Origin of the sequence: Aequorivita sediminis, assembly GCF_032080575.2 — a bacterium.
GTDB lineage: Bacteria > Bacteroidota > Bacteroidia > Flavobacteriales > Flavobacteriaceae > Aequorivita > Aequorivita sediminis.
This window is the reverse complement of the sequence record NZ_JAVLSO020000001.1, coordinates 604,659-623,830: the sequence shown is the minus strand read 5'-3', so window position 1 is coordinate 623,830 and position 19,172 is coordinate 604,659. Positions and strand designations below refer to the sequence as shown.

The 19,172-nt window shown below is 34.8% G+C and carries 13 protein-coding genes; 3 read left to right on the top strand and 10 right to left on the bottom strand.

The features are described 5' to 3' along the window. Positions 1-4: 4 nt before the first annotated feature. From RT250_RS02865 to RT250_RS02850, 4 genes are all read right to left on the bottom strand, one after another. Positions 5-859, bottom strand: coding sequence for a mechanosensitive ion channel family protein (locus RT250_RS02865; RefSeq protein ID WP_313111957.1), 855 nt, complete (start codon positions 857-859; stop codon positions 5-7). A 24-nt stretch (positions 860-883) separates the two neighbouring features. Then, on the bottom strand, positions 884-2,989 hold the full coding sequence (locus RT250_RS02860) for a thioredoxin domain-containing protein (RefSeq protein WP_313111956.1): 2,106 nt from the start codon (positions 2,987-2,989) through the stop codon (positions 884-886). A 71-nt stretch (positions 2,990-3,060) separates the two neighbouring features. After that, a complete protein-coding gene (locus tag RT250_RS02855; RefSeq protein ID WP_313111955.1) occupies positions 3,061-3,261 on the bottom strand; it encodes a dodecin family protein in 201 nt (66 codons plus the stop codon). A 177-nt stretch (positions 3,262-3,438) separates the two neighbouring features. Further along, positions 3,439-4,350 carry a NifU family protein gene (locus RT250_RS02850; protein WP_313111954.1) on the bottom strand — a complete coding sequence of 304 codons (912 nt, stop codon included), beginning with the start codon at positions 4,348-4,350 and terminating at the stop codon, positions 3,439-3,441. Between the two features lie 90 nt (positions 4,351-4,440). Between RT250_RS02850 and RT250_RS02845 the strand changes: the two genes are divergently transcribed. The 3 genes from RT250_RS02845 (at position 4,441) to RT250_RS02835 (ending at position 12,648) form a co-directional block, all read left to right on the top strand. After that, positions 4,441-10,944 (top strand): T9SS type B sorting domain-containing protein, encoded by a 6,504-nt coding sequence (locus RT250_RS02845; protein WP_313111953.1) that lies wholly within the window; start codon positions 4,441-4,443, stop codon positions 10,942-10,944. Between the two features lie 91 nt (positions 10,945-11,035). Further along, entirely contained in the window at positions 11,036-12,037 is a 1,002-nt protein-coding gene (locus RT250_RS02840; protein WP_313111952.1) for a PorP/SprF family type IX secretion system membrane protein, read from the top strand. A gap of 101 nt (positions 12,038-12,138) precedes the next feature. Then, on the top strand, positions 12,139-12,648 hold the full coding sequence (locus tag RT250_RS02835) for a gamma carbonic anhydrase family protein (RefSeq protein WP_313111950.1): 510 nt from the start codon (positions 12,139-12,141) through the stop codon (positions 12,646-12,648). 4 nt (positions 12,649-12,652) lie between these two features. On the opposite strand, the gene murI is transcribed toward RT250_RS02835, so the two are convergent. The 6 genes from murI to porG form a co-directional block, all read right to left on the bottom strand. Then, complete coding sequence (gene murI / locus RT250_RS02830; protein ID WP_313111948.1) at positions 12,653-13,444, bottom strand: glutamate racemase; 792 nt, start codon at positions 13,442-13,444, stop codon at positions 12,653-12,655. A gap of 91 nt (positions 13,445-13,535) precedes the next feature. Beyond that, positions 13,536-14,045 (bottom strand): OmpH/Skp family outer membrane protein, encoded by a 510-nt coding sequence (locus RT250_RS02825; RefSeq protein ID WP_313111947.1) that lies wholly within the window; start codon positions 14,043-14,045, stop codon positions 13,536-13,538. Between the two features lie 95 nt (positions 14,046-14,140). Beyond that, positions 14,141-15,004 (bottom strand): OmpH/Skp family outer membrane protein, encoded by an 864-nt coding sequence (locus tag RT250_RS02820; protein ID WP_313111946.1) that lies wholly within the window; start codon positions 15,002-15,004, stop codon positions 14,141-14,143. Positions 15,005-15,046: 42 nt separating this feature from the next. Continuing rightward, positions 15,047-17,647: an outer membrane protein assembly factor BamA gene (gene bamA / locus RT250_RS02815; protein ID WP_435373067.1), complete on the bottom strand. Its 2,601-nt coding sequence runs from the start codon at positions 17,645-17,647 to the stop codon at positions 15,047-15,049. Then, a complete protein-coding gene (gene uppS / locus RT250_RS02810) occupies positions 17,631-18,371 on the bottom strand; it encodes an undecaprenyl pyrophosphate synthase (RefSeq protein WP_313111942.1) in 741 nt (246 codons plus the stop codon). The genes bamA and uppS overlap by 17 nt, the downstream gene beginning before the upstream one ends. A gap of 7 nt (positions 18,372-18,378) precedes the next feature. Next, entirely contained in the window at positions 18,379-19,083 is a 705-nt protein-coding gene (porG, locus tag RT250_RS02805; protein ID WP_313111940.1) for a type IX secretion system protein PorG, read from the bottom strand. Positions 19,084-19,172: the final 89 nt, after the last annotated feature.

The window sequence follows — 19,172 nt, the reverse complement described above, 5'->3', positions numbered from 1 at the left end:
TTTATTAAGATTTATTAGAGTTAAGTGTTTCCAAATTAAAATGATGAACATCTCGTTGCGGGAATGGAATTGAAATTCCAGCTGCTTCTAATCTAGACTTTCCTTCTTCTAAAACTAACCATCTTAAATTCCAGAAATCTTCATTTTTAGCCCAATAACGCAGACTTAAATTAACTGAACTATCACCTAATTCGGCAACAACAATCATAGGCGCTTTATCTTCAAGTTGTATTACAGTCTCTTGTTCGTTTACTAAATTAAGCAAAATATCTTTTGCCTCTTTAATATTATCATCATAACCTATACCAAAAGTTAAGTTTTCTCTTCTAATTCCTTCAGAAGTATAATTAACTATATTGTCGTTACTTAACTTTCCGTTAGGGATTATAGCGAGTTGGTTTCCAAAAGTGGTAAGCTTAGTGTTGAATATATTAATGTCTTTTACAGTACCATCAATACCTTGAGCGCTAATAAAGTCTCCAACCTTAAAGGGTTTCATCAACAAAATTAGAATGCCCCCAGCAAAGTTTGCTAATGATCCTTGTAATGCTAAACCAACAGCAAGACCAGCAGCACCAATTATAGCGACTAGGGAAGCAGACTCTACTCCTAACTGGGTAACTACAAGAACAAATAAAACAATTTTAAGCGCCCAGTTAATTAAGCTAGCGATAAAGTTTTCTAAAGTAACATCATAATCTTTTTTGTCAAAAAACTTCCTAACTATTTTATTTATAAGTCTTATAACCCACATTCCTATAAACAGAAGTAAAATAGCCCCGATTAAACTCGGTAGAAAGTCAATTAATTTTTGACCATATTCTTCGATATAAATATTAATGTCCTTAAATTTTTCCATAAATGTTTTACTGTTTTTTAATTTTTAGTTTAATGATTTAATTGCAATTTCAAAATCCTCAACTGGAATCTTGCAGGTATTATTTTCGCAAATATAAATAAGTGTTTCGTCCTTAACGAACCTATTTTTAAATAGATGAGCATTGCTTTCTATATTGCTTGCAGCCAAAATTGTGTTTGGCAGATAATGACTGTAGAATTCCTGAATTTTTTCAGATGCACTGTCTCCAACAACAACTACTTCAAAAAAGTTATTTTGAAAATTAGAAAGCAAATCTAACCAATTGGAAAACCCGCTAGGGTAACTTTCAACTTCTGCTAATACATTTTTTAGCATCTGCTTAGAAATTTCATTAAAACGAGGCTCATCAAAATACTTTGAAAGTTTGTACAAATTCTTTGCCATAACTGAATTCGAAGCCGGAATGACATTGTCGCGATATTCAAAATTTCTACTAACAATGACTGGGTCTTCTTTTGATGTAAAATAAAACATATGTTTTTCCTCGTCAAAAAAGTTTAAGATTGAATAATCTGTCATTTCTTTTGATAAGTTAAGCCACTTTTCATCCAAGGTAACTTGGTATAAACTAATAAAAGCTTCAATTGTAAAGGCGTAATCTTCCAAAAAGCCGTTAATTGTGCTTTTCCCATTTTTATAATTGTGATATAATGAACCGTTTTTCTGAAGTTGATTTTTAACAAGAAACTCAGCATTTCGAAGAGCGATATCTAAATACTCATGATTGTTGAATGTTTTGTAAGCATCTATATATCCCTTTAGCATCATAGCATTCCAAGAAGTAAGTGTTTTGTCATCCATTCTTGGTTTTGGTCTATTGTTTCGATAGTTTAAAAGGGTTTGCTTCCAGCTTTTCTTTTTCTGTTGTAACGTTTCATGAGAAATATTAAACTCTTTTTCAATTTCTGAATTAGTTTTCTTTCTAATTAAAACATAATTATCGTGTTCCCACTTCCCGTAGCTATTTACATTGTAATACTCTCTAAAAATTTTAAAATCGTCTTCTAGCAAATTTTCTAATTCGTCATGAGTGAAAACATAAAAAGCTCCTTCTTCTAACTTTCCATCTTTATTGTTGCTGTCTGCATCTAGGGATGAATAAAATCCTCCTTCTTTATTGGTAAGGTCTAAGGCGATAAAATCTAGCGTTTCTTCAACTACTTCTTTGTAAAGTGGCTTTTTAGTTACTAGATAGGCATTGCTGTATAGGCTTACGAGCTGGGCATTGTCGTACAGCATCTTTTCAAAGTGAGGTACATGCCATTTTTCATCTGTACTATAACGTGAAAATCCACCTCCTAATTGATCGTAAAGCCCACCGTATGCCATTTTATCTAATGATAAAGTAACGTAATTTAATAAGGTTTCATCGTTACTCTCAACAGCTTGACGTAATAGAAATTCAAAATTGTTAGGCATCATAAATTTCGGAGCTCCTCGAAATCCACCATTTTTATTGTCAAATCTCTCTGAAAAATTTTTAATAATATCTGCTGTCGGAAACTGAGTTAAATCTAAATCTTCAGTATTTAACTCAATTAGATCCATGCTTTTAATACCCTGTTCTAACCTGTTAGCATAAGCAATAATTTTTTCGGGTTCTTCTTTGTACACCTCCTGAATTTGCTCTAGAGCATTTATCCAATCACTTTTACGAAAATAAGTACCTCCCCAAATAGGTCGACCATCTGGAAGCGTAACAACATTTAATGGCCAACCCGCACTTCCAGTTATAAGTTGAACTGCATTTATATATGTTTGATCTACATCTGGTCGTTCCTCTCGATCTACTTTAATCGAGATATAATTTTTGTTCATAACCTCTGCAACTTCATTGTCTTCAAAGCTTTCATGCTCCATAACGTGGCACCAATGGCAGGCGGCATAACCAATACTAATTATAATGAGTTTTTTTTCTTTTTTGGCCTGTTGCAATGCTGCGTCATTATACGGTTTCCAATTTACAGGGTTATGAGCGTGTTGAAGCAGGTAAGGGCTAGTTTCGTGAATTAAATCGTTTGTAAAGAGATGTGTGTCCAAAGCGTCTTTTTTAGATGAATTACAGGCAAGTAGAATACCAAAAATTAAAATAGAGGAAAATAGCTTCATTACAGAAGTTTATAAAATAAAAATACGCTTTTGGAAACTCAAAAGCGTATTTTTAATATTTTCTGAAGTATTTAATTAACTTCGAAGGTAATTTTTACGTTTACACGAAATTGGGTTATATCCCCATTTTCTACAACGCAACTGTTTTCTTGAACATAAACAGAACGGATGTTTTTTACGCTTTTTGAAGCTTCTTTTACTGCATTTCTTGAAGCATCTTCCCAGCTTTCTTTAGAGCTAGCAAGAATTTCAATTACTTTTAATACTGCCATAATTACTTAGTTTTTGTTCCCAACTTGTTGAATATAAAGTTGGGATAATTAATAAAACACTAAGATACAGTTATTGAGAATTATTAGTCTGAAAATTAAGTTAAACCTTGAGCTTAAAAGTTGAAAATGAACTAAATAAATTATAAAATTGCTATAAAGTCCTCTAGAAATTAAAGATTAGCCATTAATAGCAACTACACTTTCCACCTGTCCTTTCATTAATTCTTTAAGCATGGTTTCAATTCCATTTTTTAAAGTGATGGTCGATGAAGGACATCCGCTACAAGCTCCTTGAAGTACTACTTTAACGGTTTTAGAACTCTCATTAAAGGAGTCGAACATAATATTTCCCCCGTCTCTTGCTACAGCAGGTTTTACGTATTCGTCTAAGATAGCTATGATTTCTTTTTCTACATCTGAAAAATTTTTGTCGTCTTTTTCTGAAGAAGAATCTACCGAACCAATAGTGTTCGAAATATTTGAAGCCTTGGTGATTTCATCTTTCACTATAAGCTTGTCGTCTTGAACATATTGACGAAGAAACTCTCTAATTTCCATAGAAATTTCTTCCCAATCAATCATATTGTGTTTCGTAACGGATACATAATTGTTGCTAATAAAAACTTCTTTTACAAATGGAAAGTTAAACAGCGCTTGTGCCAATGGTGAAAGAATAGCATCATCAACACTTTTAAATTCAAAAGTGCCTGTCGCTAACGTTTTATTGGCAACAAACTTCATAACTGTTGGATTCGGTGTGCTTTCAGCATAAATACTAACAGGAAGTTTTTTTGGAGCTACAACTTCGGCCTCTGTAACAGCAGGTTTCCCAGACTTGATATATTCTGAAATAGATTCTGCTACCTCTTCTTGAACATCTTCCCACTCTACAATATTGTATTTCTCAATGGCAACAAAGTTTTGAGAAATATAAACTGTTTTCACAAAGGGAAGGTAAAAAAGTTGTTGTGCCAAAGCGCTGTTTTTAGCTTCATCAATATTTTTGAATTCATAACTTGATGCTTTAGTAAGGAAAGAATCAGACACAAATTTTACAATACTAGGATTAGATGTTTTGGCGATTTCCATAATAAAAAGAGGAGAGTTTTAGGAATAATTTGCAAAATTATAAAAAGGAAATCAGAACATTCAATATATTTGGTATCTTAACACCAAATTATGAAAAAATCACTACTCACTTTACTAGTATTAATCCCCTTATTTGTTTTTTCTCAACAAAACCCAATTGGATTATTTCAACAGTTTAATGGGCGTTACGATTTTACAGCTATAGGTAATACTTTAAATGCCTCTGAAAATGGGACTTCTTACTGTGATATGCTTTCAGAAAGCAGCGCAACATTAAATTTATCTCCAACCCAAAGCCTAGTTTCTGCTCATTTATACTGGTCTTCAATTGGACCTGGAGATTTCCAAGTTGATATTAATGGAACAGCGATATCAGCTGAAAGAACTTTTTCGCATTCTTTTAGAAATCTACCTTATTTTGCTGCTTATGCAGATGTTACAAATTTACTGTTGGCTAATGGGAATGGAGTATATACATTTTCTGGTTTAGATGTTATGAATATTCTTTCAGACTACTGTTCGCCTCCAAATGGTTCGGGTAGTGGTACTAACTTTGGAGGGTGGGCCATCTATATAATTTATGAAGACCCAACCGATCCAGATATTTTATTAAATCAGATAAGTCTTTTCGACGGACTTGAAGGTGTTAATGAATTTGAGAATCCAATTGAAATAACGCTTACTGATATTTCTGTAGCTTCAGATGAATTGTCAAAAATTGGATTTCTTGCTTGGGAAGGTGATAGGTTTATCGATAATCAAGAAAGTTTATATATCAATGGACAACTAATATCCGATCCGCCTTTAAACCCTTCAAATAATGCCTTTAACGGAACCAACTCCTATATTGATGCTCCTGGAAATGCCCAGAATTATAATATGGATTTGGATTTTTACGATTTGGTGGGAATCGTTGAGCCAGGTGATAGTACTATTGAAATTAAACTTACATCAGACCAAGATTGGATAATGGTAAACAACATTATTACCAGCGTAAATTCAGAACTTCCAGATGCTACCATAACTATTGATAATCTTGGGGTGCTGTGTGCAGATAGTACTATAGAAGTTGATTATACCGTATATAATATTAATAGTACTGCAGCATTGCCGGCCGGTACTCCTATAGCATTTTATGCCGATGCAGTTTTGTTAGGGCAAACACAAACAAATAATGAACTTCCAATTGATGGTAGCGAAAGTGGAACGATTAACCTCAATATACCTGTAGGTACACCTCAAATATTTACGCTAAAAGCAGTTGTTGATGACAACGGAACAGGGGTGGGAATTGTTCTAGAAACTAATGAAGAAAATAATGAATTTGAGCAAACAGTAGATCTAGCAGCACAGGGTTTGTTTATAACTGGAAATAACGAAAGCTGCGAAGGTCAAACAGAAACCTTAACAGCGAATTTTAATGATTTAGACACTTATAACTGGTTTCTTGATGGAAATCCATATGGTGGTAATACCCCTACAATAAATGTAACACAGTCTGGGATTTACACTGTAAGTGGTAATAAGGCTGCTTGTTTTGTGGAAGAATCACCTGCATTTATTGTAACATTCAATCCTCAAGCAGTCGCCTATGAACCATTAGATCTTTTTAGGTGCGATAATGGAACCCAAACAAATTTTTTCGATCTAAGTCAGAATGATGTAAATGTTTTAGGTGGGCAAAATTCAACTGTTTTTGAGGTTAAGTACTTCGAGTCTCTTTCAGATAGTGAAAATAATATAAATGCAATTACAACACCAGGGGCTTATCCTATGGTGGGGCCATCACCACAAACAATTTACGTGCGTATTCATGACAGAGCACAGGAAATGTGTTACGATCTTGAACAATTTGAAATTTATTATACTCCAATTAGCGTAGGAGTACTTCCAGCCATGGCTTTATGCGATCAAGATGAAAATGGTAGCGAAGAAATAAACCTACCATTAGAATTTGATGCATTTGTTTTGGACGGTCAAAATGCTTCAGAATTTAATATTACATATCACAACACTTTAAATGAAGCTCAAACGAGAGTTAATCCACTTCCAATTGTCTATGTAGTTTCTGTTCCAGGCGAAACGATTTTTGCTAGGATTGAGACAGTTATAAATCCGGACTGTTTTTTAACTACCTCTGTTGAAATTACTGTTGATTCACTTCAGGTAGTAAATGAAAACCCTAATCCATTAGTAGCTTGTGATAGTGATAGTAATGGATTTACAGACTTTTTCCTTCATAACGCAGACGAAGATATTACTGGTGGAGACCCTACCTTAACGGTAACATATCATTATACCTTATCAGATGCTCAAACCAATGAAGGAATATTACCAGAACCCTTTGAAAATGTTATTCCATATAACGATGAGGTATATGCAAGAATAGAAAGTCCGAATTCAACTTGTTATACAACTGTTTTATTAAAGCTTGAAGTACGTGACAGCCCTATGCTAAACGAACCTTCAGTTTATCGTTTATGCGATGATAATAATGATGGTTTTGAAGTTTTCGATTTAACCAGCAAGCAAGATGAAATCCTTAACGGACTTGATCCATTGCAATACGATATTTACTACTACGCATCAGAACAAGATGCTGTAGATGCTGGAATTTCAGCCTTAGAAAATCCAGATTTCTCTCAAGCAATTGCAAACCCCACTACTTATCAAAATATCGTTCCAAATACTCAGATTATTTATGTTCTTGGAGTTGGTTCAGCAGCTAACACTACTCCAAATAATGGAGGACAGGGATGTTATGCGATTGTTGAATTGGAGTTAATTGTAGAGCCAAGTCCCATAGGAAGTGAACCAGTTGATTATCATTTATGTGATGATACTGTAAATGGCAGTACAGCTACTGACCAAATAAGTACTTTCGATTTAACTACAAGAAATGAGGAAATTACGGGTGGCGTTCCTAATTTAGTTGTTACGTGGTTTGAAACGTTTGCAGATGAAACTGCCGAAAATCCAATACCTCATCCAACCGCTTATCAAAATACCACAAACGCACAGACTATTGTGGCAAGAGTTGCAAATACTTTTGAATGTAAAAACCTTGTAACTTTAACATTAGTGGTAGACCCATTGCCAACTCCAGCAGTTCCTGATCCACTTGAACTTTGTGATGAAGGTGATGGATTTGCAGAATTCGACCTTAGTTTGCGTACAAACCAAATAATGAACGGGGAGTTAGATGTAACAGTAAAATATTACCCAACCGAAGCAGAAGCAGAAGTAGGGGGTGCAGGTGAAATTGTAGCTCCATTTTTATATACAAATGTTGTTGCCTTTAATGATTCTGTTTGGGCAAGAGTTGAAAAGAATGAATCTGAATGTTATGCCGTTGTGCAGCTGCAACTTATTGTTATTCCATTGCCAGAAGCGCCAGATGCTAACTTTTTAAATCCGTATATCGTTTGTGATTTAAACGGTGATGGATTTGGAATTTTTGATTTAACAATTCAAAATTCTTCAGTTTATGGAATTCAGAATCCTACCGATTTTGCGCCAATTTCTTATTATGAAAATGAAGCAGATGCCGAAGCCGGTATTAATCAAATTACGCAAGCAAATGAATTTTCTAGCATGGGACAAACTGTATACGTGCGTTTAGAAAATTTAAATACTGGTTGCTACAGAGTTTCATCTTTTGATTTAGAAGTTGGAGAATTCCCTGGTTCGGGAACGGCTGAGGATCTTGAACTTTGCGATGATGAAGTTAATGGAAGTACACCAAATGATGAGGTATCTACATTCGACTTAACAGTGAATACGCCATTGATAACTAATAATGATGCAACATTAACAGTAACGTACTATAAGGATGCAAACGATTTAGCAAATAATATTCCTATTGATGATCCTACAGCATTTCAAAACACAAGCAATCCCCACGAAATATTTGTTTCTATTTCAAATGAGCAGGATTGTGTGGCAGAGCTTTCGTTTAATCTAATAGTAAACCCACTTCCTGTTCCTGTAGAGCCAACACCGTTGGTTGTTTGCGATATGGATAACGATGGAATAGTTTCCGACTTTAATCTAGAAAGTAAGAGTGATGAAATTAGCGGAGGTAATACACTTCTAAATGTTAGCTATCACGAAACACTACAAGATGCAAATACAGGTAGTTTTCCATTACAAAGTCCTTATGAAAATATTATAGCTTACAATCAAACGCTATTTGTAAGAGTTGCCTATGATGATGAACCAGTTGGGACAGGGTGTTTTGATGTTACTACCTTAGAACTCATCGTTAATTCAACGCCAATTGTTCCTCAAGATTTACCAGATTTAATACTTTGTGGCGACGATAATTTTGCTGTTTTTGATCTTACTGTTCAGGAAGATCTAATTTTTGGAAGTCAGTCAACAAGTGATTTTACTTTGACATATCACGAATCGGAAGCTTCAGCAGCCTTAGGGACAGATGTTATAGTTCAACCAGAATCTTATACAAATACGAGCAACCCACAAACAATATGGGTTCGGTTAAGTGATAATATTACGGAATGCTATAAGTTAGACGAATTTGACCTTGTAGTTCAAGATGGAGTGCAAGTAATAGACCCAACACCATTGTCTTTATGTGATGATTTAGGGGAGGCAAACGACGGTATAACAACTTTTGATCTTACAGTTAAAAATAGTGAAATTACGGGGGGAGTGCTTACACATGGAGTTTCTTATTTTATTACAGAAGAAGATGCTCAGGATAATGTTAATCCTATAGATCCAGATACAGCTTATGTAAATGTTGACGCTGCAGGTAATGCTATAAATCCTCAAGTACTTTATGTAAGAGTAGAAGATACTGATAGCGGATGTTTGTCTTTTACAACATTAACCATAAGAGTAAAAAGCAATCCAGAACCCGTTACGCCAGACCCTATAGTGCTTTGCGATAACAACTTGATTATTCCTCCGGGACCATATGATGAAACAGAGCTTTTCGACCTAACTTCTCGCAATAATCAAATTCTGAATGGAAACACCACTTGGACGTTAGATTATTATTTAAGTTATGAAAATGCGGTTTCAGAAACCGATGCTATTCCAGCGGCGGAAACTACAGCTTATCAAAACTTAAGTAATCCACAAACAATTTACGTTCGTACAACCAATCCTACTTCACTATGTTTTGAAATAGTAGAATTGGAACTAATCGTAAATCCAATTCCTGATGATACGGCTGAGGTTTCTCCTTATGTAGTTTGTATTTCGAATGATAGCGGAATTGGTATTTTCAATTTAGATTCTAAGGTTGAGGAAATATTAAATGGTCAGTCTTCATCTATTTTTGAAGTAAGTTTTTATACAGATATACTGGATGCAGAAAATCAAATAAATGCAATTGTAAATACTACTACTTATCAAAATAGAGATGCGAATAACAACGCTATAAACCCACAAATTATTTACACGGGTATTCTCAACACAGAAACAGGATGTTATGCAGGTGGCAGTCAATCTTTCGAACTTCAGGTGAATCGAGAGGCGCTTGCAATTACCCCAGCTCAACCATTTGTAATTTGTGACAACCTTCCTCCAAGTGATGGTTTTACAGAATTTAATTTATACGACTTAACAGATCCACAAGTGCAAGATCTTCACAATGAAATTTTAGATGGTCAAGACCCAAATGATTTTAAATTAACCTTCTATGAAACATTTGAAGGTGCCGAAAGTGGAGAAGGTGCAATTGAATTCCCTTATGTAAACATCATCAATCCACAACGTATTTATGTAAGGGTTACTAATGAGAGCAATACTTTTATTCCGAAATGTTATGCGGTAGTTGAAATGATTTTAAAAGTAAACTATTTACCAACTATTATTTTTGATGATGAATATAGATTATGTGTTGATGAAAATGGCAATCCAATTCCTGAAGATGAGGGAAGTGTGTCGCCTCCTATAATTGATACTGGTTTAGATCCTAACTTGTACTCATTTTTATGGGATTTAAATGGAGTGTTAGTGCCTGGAGAAACGGGGCCTTCTATAACTGCTTTGGAAGAGGGGGTGTATACGGTTACAATTGTTGAAATTGCTACAGGCTGTGAAACCACAGCAAGTACAACAGTTGTTTTATCATCTCCACCGCTTACGTATGAAGCTGTTTTAAGCAATGGAGCTTTTGCAGGAAATCATATAATAGAAGTGCTCGCAACTGGCATTGGAGAGTATCAGTATCAACTTGATAATGGCCCATTTCAAACTAGCAATATATTTGAAAATGTAAGTCCTGGAATTCACTTAGTAACCATTAAGGATGTGAATGGTTGTGGATCTGTTACTTTTAAAGTAAGCGTAATAGATTATCCTCAGTATTTTACTCCAAATGAAGATGGTTATCACGATACTTGGAATATTTATGGCATCGGTGCAAGTGACCCAACGGCAAAAATATATATCTTTGATCGCTTCGGAAAATTATTGAAGCAATTGAGTCCTACAGATCAAGGTTGGGATGGAACATTTAATGGTACCCCATTACCATCTAGTGACTATTGGTTTAGAGTTGAATATAAAGAAGATGATCAATTAAAAGAATTTAAAGGACATTTTACTTTAAAACGTTAATAGAAAATATAAAGTGTTTAACAAAAAATGGTAAATTACCGAAAATTAGAACAGGCCATTTGTCTTTCGCTTTATCAAATATTTTATGCACATGAAATTTAAACAATTCCCCATTTTACTGCTATTATTAGTTTCCTTCTACAGTTATTCACAAGATGGAATTCCGGTATACTCAGACTATTTTGCAGATAATTTATATCTTATTCATCCATCCATGGCAGGTGCAGCATATTATAACAAGATTAGACTTACGGCAAGAAAGCAATGGTTTGATCAAAAGGAGGCGCCAAATTTGCAAACATTGAGTGCTAACATTCGCGTGGGCGAAAAATCTGGTCTTGGATTAATTCTGTATAACGATAAAAATGGATATCATTCGCAAACAGGTGGGTATGTAACCTATGCGCATCATATTATGTTTTCAAGAACTGAAGTTGATTTAAATCAGTTATCTTTTGGATTAAGTGCGGGAATTACACAAGGTAGATTGGATGAGACTAGCTTTGATTTATCCGATTTCGATCCAGTAATTGGTGGAATTATTCAGAGTAGCACTTACTTTAATGTTGATGCAGGGTTTTCGTACAATTTTTTAAATTTCTCAAGTCACGTTACTGTTAAGAATATCATTTTTAGAAATAGAAATATTTACAGTGAAGAATTTGAATCGAACAATCAACGTAAATACTTAGCATCTATGGCTTACGCAATTGGAAAATTTGATTCGGATTGGACTTACGAACCTTCATTTCTATTCCAATGGGCTGAACGTACAGGTGAAAAAACCGTTGATGTAAATATGAAGGCCTATCGCACAATGGATTTTGGAAAACTTTGGGGAGGGATATCGTACAGAAGAACTCTAGACGGTGCAGAATATTTAGATGGGACAAAAATTGAAAATCAAAAACTTCAATATTTTACTCCAGTTTTAGGAATAGACTTTAACAACTTTATGTTTGCTTATACTTATTCGTATCAATCTGGGAATGTAAAATATCAAAGTGGAGGGTTTCACCAAATTACTTTAGGTTTCGACTTTTTAGGTGGAAGACCAGCGCCGTATGAATGTAATTGTCCTGCGATTAACTAATTGAAGCAGTTTTTATAATTTACAATTAGGCCTAATACTTAAATTTGTATTAGGCTTTATTGTATTAATAATTCTAAAATTTACTTTCTTAATATATTCTTATGATAATAAAATCAGTAAACGGAAAACATCCTGAAATACCTGAAAATTGTTTTATAGCTGAAAATGCTACCATCGTTGGCGACGTTATTATGGGTGAAGAGTGTAGTGTATGGTTTAATGCAGTTATTCGCGGAGATGTAAATTATATCAAAATGGGAAATAGGGTAAATGTACAAGATGGAGCAGTAATTCACGCTACCTACAAAACTTCACCTACCACAATTGGTAATAATGTTTCCATAGGTCATAATGCTATCGTACATGGCTGTACCGTACACGATAACGTGCTAATTGGGATGGGTAGTATTGTGATGGATGATTGCATTGTGGAGAGTAATACCATCATAGCAGCGGGAGCTGTTGTTTCTAAAAACACTGTAGTAGAAAGCGGAAGTATTTACGCTGGAATCCCAGCAAAAAAAATTAAGGATATTAGTCCAGAACTTACAAAAGGAGAAGTAGAACGAATTGCTGAAAATTACGTGATGTATTCTTCTTGGTTTAAATAACTTTCTAAAAGTCTTTTTTTTCTATCGTAATGATTTCAGAATATTCATTTAAAAGAAATTCTAAAGTACTTGTTTGGGCGTTAGTATAGAATTGATGAGTTGGCGCAGATGCCTCTTCACGGAGTAGTTTTAAGTTTTGTAGTATCGTTTTTGTTTGTCTAGCTACAGCTTCCCCTGAATCAATAATTTTAACGTTGTTTGGTAAAATCATTTTTAATTGAGGGATAATATAAGGGTAGTGGCTACATCCTAAAACCAAATAATCTACATTGGCATCAATCATAGGTTGAATATGCTTTTTTAAAAGAGCCATCATTTCTGGACCGTCTAAATCTCCTTTTTCAATTAACGGAACGAGTCCTTCGCCTATTATTTCAACAACGTTTATATCTTTGGTGAACTCTTTGGTAGTTTTGCTAAAAAGTGCGCTGCTAAGCGTTCCTTTTGTAGCTAGAATGCCAATACTCTTCGAGTTTGTTTGTAATGCTGCTGGTTTTATTGCAGGTTCTATTCCGATAATTGGAATATCGTATTTATTTCTAAGGATTGAAATTGCATTTGTAGTTGCTGTATTGCAAGCTACAATTATAATTTTGCATTGTAGGCTAAGTAGCTTTTCTACATTTTTTATACTGAGTGCGATAATGTCGTCGGCAGCTTTATCACCATAAGGGGCGTTTATGCTATCGGCAAGGTAAATGGTATTCTCGAAAGGAAGTAGCTTTTCTACTTCTTTCCATATAGAAGTGCCACCCACTCCAGAATCAAAAACCCCTATCGGACTATTTTTATCCATATCGTAAAAGTAGCCAATTCCGTTAATAATATTGCATAAAAAAACTGCCCTTTTGAGGGGGCAGTTTTTTAAAAGTATTATCTAAAAAGAATTACATTCCTAATTCTTTTTTCACATCAGCCATAAGGTCTTTACCATCGGCAAGAATTACACCACCTCCCATTGTAGAATCCAACACATATTGGTATCCTAAAGATTTAGCAACTCTTTGGATAGTAGATTGAGCTTTTTCAAGAACTGGCTTAAATGTATCAGCTCTTTTCTTATCTAGATCTTGTAATGCTTGTTGTCTATATGCTTGAATGTTTTCTTGCATTGCCTGAACCTCCTGGAATCTCTTTTGATTTTCTTCGTCGGTTTTTGTTGAAGCTTCAGCATCGTACTGCTTCATTTTAGTTTCCCATTCTTTCACCATTGCTTTAATTTCAGTATCGTAAGTCTTTTGAACTTTGTCTAACTGATTTTGAGCAGCTTTATAGTCTGGCATTGACTCAATAAGTTCTTGTGCATTAATATGAGCAATTTTTACTTGAGCGTTTACGAAACTAGTAGCTCCTATCATTAGTGCAACTGCCATTAATAAGGTTTTCATTTTTTTCATCGTAAGTGTATTAAATTTAAGTGTTATTTTTAATTAAATCGATTTGGTTATTGCGTTAAAGGTTTATTGAGATTTAACAACTCAGTTTTTATATTCTATTCGTCACCACCGTCTCCAGTGTTACGATTATTTCTATTTTGTCGAGCGTTTAAGATAGAGTCTCTTCTACGTTCTCTTTCTTCTATCATCTTTTGTCTGCGAGCTTCCATTTCAGCTCTTTTTGCATTTCTAATAGAATCGCGTTCTCTTTTACGATCTTCCATCATTTGCTCACGCTCAGTTTTCTTAGCCTCGATAATAGTTTCGCGCTCTTCCTGTTTCTTTTGAATTTCTTCTTTTCTTTCTGAAAGTGCTCCTTCCTCTTCTAAAGAAAGTTTTTCTTTGCGTTCTATTTCACGCTTTTCTTTTTTATCTAGAGCTTGTGTTCTTCTACCAGCACGTTCGATGCTTCTAATCACTAAGTCGCTAATATCATTTCTTTTTGCGGCAAACAACATTACTACATCTGCAGACTTGTCAAAAATAAAATCGTACTTCTTACCTTCTGCAATTTCTTGAACAATATTGAAAACTTGATCTTGAATAGGCTGAACTAATTGTCTGCGCTGAATCATTAAGTCACCATTAGGACCAAATCGGTCTTGCTGGTACTGAAGCATTTCATCTTCCTTAATTTTAATTTCTTCTTCTCGCTCTTCAATTAATTCTTGTGTTAGTAACACTCTTTCATTGGCAAGATTCAATTTCATCTGATCGATATCTTTTTGCCTTTTTTCGATGTCTTGCTTCCAACGTTGAACTTTTCCTTCTAATTGAATTGACGCTTCTTTATATTCTGGAACACTCTCTAATATGTATTCCATGTCAATATATCCTATACGAACACCTCGTTGTGCTTCTGCCATGAAGGTAAAGCAAAAAAGGGCAATAGTAAAAACGAGTATTTTTTTTGTCTTCATAGTTGTTTGGTTGTAGGTTAAGAAAATATCGTGCCAGTTTTTTTAAAATTGTTGTCCGATGATAAAATGTGTCTCCCATCCATTCTTTTCGGTACCTCCTAGAGCTGGATCAAATCCATATCCGAAATCGATACCTAATAGTCCGAATGCTGGCATAAATATACGTAATCCTGCTCCAGCTGAACGCTTGAGTTCGAATGGATTGTAATTTCTAAAGCCATCGTATGAAGCTCCACCTTCGGCAAAAGCCAAAACGTAAATTGACGCCATTTGTGCCAAAGTTACAGGATATCTTACCTCTAACGAAAATTTATTATAAATCGTATTTCCATCTGGGTCAGAAAGTCCTTGGTTTGGATATCCTCTCATTTGAATTACCTCACGTCCATCCAAACTATATGCTCCAAGTCCATCACCACCAACAAAGAATCTTTCAAATGGTGGAACACCACGGTCTTGATTGTATGCGCCTAAGAATCCTAATTCAGTGTTTGTACGAAGTACAAGCTTGTCGTATAAACGTGTGTACCAAGTTCCTTTAAATTTAACTTTATAGTATTCTAACCACTTAAATCGTTCTTGGTCAATTTCAGAAATTCTTTCATTAGCATTCACAAAGTTAGGATCGTCTGGTAATGTTTCCAATAATCTAGCTCTTTCATCTTTTAAAGCGCCATAATCCACACTGTTAAATGCTGAATACGGAGGGGTAAGTTTAGCGGTAATGCTAAAGTCCGATCCAGAAGTAGGATATATCGGGTTTGTAGCTGTATTGTTTCTGCTTATCCCTATAGTATAGGCTAGGTTGTTTGAGTACCCATCACCGAATGTAAATAATCCAGTATTGTAATTGTTTAAGTTGTAGTGTTGAAAACTAAGAGCATTAGACCACACAAAATAATCATCTGGCCATTTAACCTTCTTAGCTAATCCAAGAGAACCACCAGTAATTGTAAAACTTCTATCAGTATCGGCTCTTCTATTTCTATAGTCGTAAAAATTTTGAATGGTATGTGAGAACGAAGCAGAAAACTGAACTGGTTTTTTACCACCAAGCCATGGTTCTGTAAGTGAAACGCTATAGGTTTGGTAATAGCTACTTGCTTGCGCCCTTAGTGAAAGCTTTTGACCGTCTCCCATTGGTAGTGGTCTGTAGCTGTCTAGATTAAAAATGTTTCTAAGTGAAAAGTTGTTGAAGGAAAGCCCTAGGGTTCCTACAAAACCTCCACCTCCATAACCACCTTGTAGCTCAACCTGGCTACTTCCTTTTTCAACTACAGAGTATTCAAGGTCTACTAAACCATTGCTTTCGTCTACTTTCTTGAAATTAGGTGAAAGTTGTTCTGGATCAAAGAATCCTAATTGTCCAAGTTCGCGAATTGTACGTACTACATCTCGTTTACTATATTTTTGACCTGGACGAGTTCTAAGCTCTCTGTAAATTACATGGTCATTGGTACGGTCGTTTCCTACCACAGTAACGTGGTCGAAATAGAATAAGTTACGCTCCATAATTCTTATCTCAAAATCGATGGTGTCGTTTCTTACAGCAACTTCTACCGGGTTAATTCTTGCAGCAAGATATCCATTGTTTTGATAAAGGTTAGTCATATCTTCAGCATCAGGAGAGCTGTCGTCTGCAATGCGTTCTTGAAGTAGGATACCATTGTAAACTTCTCCTTTCTTAATACCTAAAACTTGACGTAATTGAGAATCTGTAAAAACGCTATTTCCAATAAAATCGATATCTCCAAAATAGTATTTGTCTCCTTCTTCAAGTTTAATATCTAATGCTACATTTTTATCATTTAGGATTCGCAACGAATCTTTAATAATACGTGCATCGCGATAACCATTAGACTTGTATTTCTTTAAGATAGACTCTTTATCTTCTTCAATACCTTCTTCGGTGTATTTAGATCTTTTCCAAAAACGCAAAAAGTTTTTACGCTTTGTTTTTTTCATCGCTCTGCGCAATTTTCCATTTGAAAACTGCTCATTACCCTCAAAGTTTATTTTGGTTACTTTTACACGGTTTCCTTTATCAACCGCGATTTTCATATTTTTAGAAATCTCTACGCCACTTGAATCCTTAACAGGAGTGGTGGTGATAGTTACATCAGTATTTAAAAAACCTTCTTTTTTATACTTATTGGTAATGTAATTGGTGGTTGTAGAAATAAGGTTTTCGGTAATTTTAGCCCCAGCGCTAAGGTTATTATCCTTAATTATTTCTTTCTTCTTGGCTTTGCGAATTCCGTCGCCTTCAATAGTAACTTCGTTAAGTTTAGGTAGCTCTACAATGTATAGCTCTAAATCTACTTCATCTCCATTAATATTGGTTACATAGAAAGCAATGTCACTAAAAAGGTTTTGTTCCCAAAGTTTCTTAGTAACTTGGCTAAGTTTTTCACCAGGGATATAAATGCGATCTCCTTTTTTTAAGCCTGTAAAAGCTATAACGGTTTGTTCGTTAAAGTTTTGAGCGCCTGTTACTACTATTTCGTTAATAGTGTATTTTATGCCGCTGTCAAGTTCTTTTTGCTGTGCCTGTAGTGTAAAAACGGAAAGTATTGTAAATAAAAATATACAATAAGATTTTCTGTATGTATGCAATAGGGAACTTTTATTTAAGTTGTTCACTGGTTTTTCCAAATCTTCTTTCTCTGTTTTGATAATTTAATATTGCTTCAAAAAGATGGTTTTTAGTATAATCCGGCCAAAGCGTTTCAGTAAAATATAGTTCGGCATAAGCTATTTGCCAAAGCAGAAAATTACTGATACGCTGTTCTCCACTGGTGCGGATCAACAAGTCTACATCTGGTAAATTTTGGGTGTAAAGATGATTATTAATTACCGTTTCGTCAATATCGTCCGGCGAAATTAGGTTATTTTTAACTTTAAGACTAATCTCTTTAATTGTTTTTGTTATTTCTTCTCTTGAACCGTAGCTTAATGCCAGCGTAAGTGTCATCCTTTTATTGTCCTTTGTCTGGTCGATTACATCCAAAAGTTCTCTATGCACTTTTTTTGGTAACGCGTTTAAATTGCCGATAGCATTTAACTTTATGTCGTTACCGTTAAGTGTTTTAATTTCTTTTCTTAAGGATGAGACTAAAAGCTTCATCAAAAGCTCTACTTCAATTTTAGGTCTTTTCCAGTTTTCAGTAGAAAAGGCGTAGAGGGTTAAGTAGTCAATTCCAATTTCGGCACATCCTTCTACAATTTCTCGTACAGCTTTCGATCCGTTTTCATGCCCAATGGTGCGTATTAGGCCTTTTTGTTTAGCCCAACGACCATTCCCATCCATGATAATGGCGAGGTGTTTTGGTAGTCTATTTTTATCTATGCTGTTATTAGAATTCATCGTTCTTTTAAAAATTGCAATAGCAGGGTAATCTTCCAAAAGCAAATGTAAATGTTATACCACTAAACACATACCAATCATCGCTATTGATGTTTCCAAAATCACCTGCTCTTCGAGGTTCTCCTTTCTTCCAATCACCACTTCCATCTATGTCGTCTGTAAAAGTATATCGAGCGCCAACTTCAAAGCCAATCATTGTGCTATGCGATAGTTTTGCCTTGTACCCAATTACCATAGGAATTGCAAAATCTATCCCGGTTTGTAACTTTTCTTCTTTTGTATTGGCTTCTCCTCTATCTAAAGCTCCTGCTGAATCATATAAAAATGAAGTAAATCCTGTATATAAATACGGGGTATGAACTTTTTTACCACTGTGAACATCAAAGTCCCAAAAGTTAAATTCCAAACCAATTGATAATTCTTTGATTGAATTTTCGAAAGAATATCCGCGCTGTTCTCTGTTGCTATATCCGCTATCAACGTCGTCTCCTTTAATTTTCGCATAAAGAAGAGACCCTCTAAATGAATGTCTTGGACCTCTATTCCATTTAAATATCCCACCTGCTGCAATTGCATTTGGGTTTATGTAATTTGTTTTGCCGACATCGCCAATATAGTTGGCGCCGCCCAACATTACACCTACTTCATAGGTTTGAGACTGTGCGCTATACACAGCTAAGAGTAGTAAAAATGCAGTTGCAAAATGCTTCATATAGTTTAAAAGTTTGCAAATATAACAATAAACTTGGCTTGAAATAGACTGAAGCCAAATTGTCTTAAATGATTAACATGTTTTGGTTT